The sequence below is a fragment of the Streptomyces sp. ALB3 genome (genome assembly GCF_044385685.1).
In the GTDB taxonomy this organism is placed as follows: domain Bacteria; phylum Actinomycetota; class Actinomycetes; order Streptomycetales; family Streptomycetaceae; genus Streptomyces.
The window spans coordinates 1-2,615 of the sequence record NZ_JBISCE010000010.1 but is presented as its reverse complement, the minus strand read 5'-3'; the positions used below and the strand labels follow the sequence as shown (position 1 = coordinate 2,615).

Sequence of the window (2,615 nt, the reverse complement as noted above, 5' to 3'; positions counted from 1 at the left end):
AGCACACCGCACCCGACGTCACCACCACCAGACGCGCATCAGCGAACCGGCCGTCCGCCAACCACCCCTGCACCAAACCCAGTGCACGACCCGCACCCTCATGCGTGCGCGCCACCACATCCCCCGACACCGAACCAGAAGACGCGAACGACACCGCCACCACACCCGGCACCGTGTCCCACTCATCCGCAGTGCCCCAGTCCTGAATGGGCACCACACTCAACGCACGCTCAGTCACGCCCTCATCCAGCCGCAGCTCCGGCCACTCCACGCGGAACAGGGAGTCCGAGGTGGCACCGGCGGCCCGCACCTGCTCCGCCGAGACGGGCCTCAGCGCCAACGAGTCCACCGACGCCACCGGCTCACCAGCCGCATCAGCCAGCACCACCGACACCCCGGAACCAGCCGGCGAGATCCGCACCCTCAGAACCGACGCACCCACCGCATACAGAGCAACCCCCGACCACACGAACGGCAGACGCGCCTCACCATCCCGGCCTCCCGCCGCCCCCATCGCATGCAGGGCGGCGTCCAGCAGAGCCGGATGAAGCCCGAAGCCCCGCACGTCCACACCATCAGGCAGCACTACGTCCGCGAAGACATCGTCCCCACGCCGCCACGCAGCTCGAACGCCCCGGAACACCGGCCCGTACCCCAGCCCCAGCTCGGACAACCGACCGTACAGACCCGCCACATCCAGCCCGACAGCATCCCGCGGCGGCCACTCCTCCAACGACTCACCCGAGCCCGCACCGGAGGACAACGTCCCCACCGCGTGCCTCGTCCACTCCGCGCCCTCATCCGAGTCCGCCGCAGGGCGGGCGTGCACGGTGATGGCACGACGGCCCGTACCGTCGGCGGCCCCGACCACCAGCTGCAGCTGGGTCTCGGCATGCTCGGACAGGACCAGCGGAGCTTCGAGCGTCAGTTCTTCCACGAGGTCACAGTCCACGTGCGAGGCGACATACAGCGCGAGGTCGACGAAGGCCGTGGCCGGCAGCAGAACCGACCCCATGACCGCATGGTCGGCAAGCCACGGATACAGGCCGGGCGACAGCAGGCCGGTGAACACCGTGCTCTCTCCTCCGGCAAGCGGAACCGCCGCTCCGAGAAGGGGGTGCCCCACGCTGCTCTGGCCGAGGCCGCTCGCGTCCGTGGCCTGCACCGCGTTGTCGGCCAGCCAGTAGTGCGTACGCTGGAAGGCATATGTCGGCAGGTCGACACGGCGGGCGCCGGTACCGGCGAAGTACGCGGCCCAGTCGACAGACCTTCCGCGTACATGGAGCTCGGCGAGGGCAGTGACCAGCGTCGTCGCCTCATCCCGGTCCTTACGCAGCGCCGGCACGAACGTCGACTCCTCGACGCAGTCCTGTCCCATCGCGGACAGCACCCCGTGGGGCCCCAACTCCATGAAGAGGGAGACACCTTCGCTCTCCAGGACGCGCATTCCGTCGACGAAGCGCACCGCCTCGCGGACGTGGCGCACCCAGTAGTCCGCCGAGCAGATCTCGTCCACCGACACGACGCGGCCGGTCACGTTGGACACGACCGTCAACTGCGGTTCTTTGAAGGAGAGGCTCTCCGCGATCTTGCGAAACTCGCCCAGCATCGCGTCCATGCGCGGTGAGTGGAACGCGTGACTCACCCGCAGGCGCTTGGTCTTACGGCCCTCCGCCTCGAAATGGGCGGCGATGGCCAGGACGGCGTCCTCGTCACCGGAGACCACGGTCGCGGACGGTCCGTTGAGCGCGGCGATGGACACGCCGTCGACCAGCAGCGGCAGGACCTCGTCCTCGGAAGCCTGGAGCGAGACCATCGCACCGCCCACCGGCAACGCCTGCATCAACCGGCCTCGGGCGGCCACCAGCCGCGCCGCGTCCTCCAGCGACAACACCCCGGCCACGTGTGCGGCCGACAGCTCACCGATCGAGTGTCCGAGCAGATAGTCGGGCTTCACACCCCAGGCGGACACCAGACGGAACAGCGCCACCTCCAGGGCGAAGAGTCCCGCCTGCGTGAACTGCGTCTGATCCAGCAGCTCACCACCCTCGAACACGACCTCACGGACCGGCCGGTCCAGATGCCGGTCCAGCTCCGCGCACATCGCGTCAAAAGCATCCGCGAACACCGGATACGCCTCATACAGCTCACGGCCCATACCCGACCGCTGCGCACCCTGACCCGAGAACAACACCGCGAGGCCACCGGGCGCGGCAGCACCCCGTACGACCCGGTCACCGATCGCCACGGCCCGATGACTCATCACCGCACGCGTCGCCACCGACGAGAACCCGACATCCACCGGGTTCCGGCCCTCGGCGAACGCCGACAACCGCTCCACCTGCGCCGTCAGGCCCGACTCGGACCTCGCCGACGTGACCCACGGAACCACCGGCACGGAGCACACCGCAGGGGAAGCCGGCTCCTCCGGTTCACGAGCCTCTTCGAGGATCACATGGGCGTTGGTCCCGCTGATCCCGAACGACGACACAGCGGCACGCCGCGGCTCACCCGTCTCCGGCCACGTCGTCGACTCCGTCAGCAACCGTACGGTTCCCGCCGTCCAGTCGACCTGAGGTGTCGGTTCGTCGATGTGCAGGGTCTGCGGGAGCACA

Annotated in this window: 1 protein-coding gene; it reads right to left on the bottom strand. The window is 69.1% G+C overall.

Translation table 11 applies throughout. From position 1 onward, the window contains the following. The coding region (locus tag ACHFIV_RS11140; RefSeq protein ID WP_398966340.1) for an acyltransferase domain-containing protein at window positions 1-2,614 on the bottom strand (2,614 nt) is incomplete at its 3' end. Window position 2,615 lies beyond the last annotated feature (1 nt).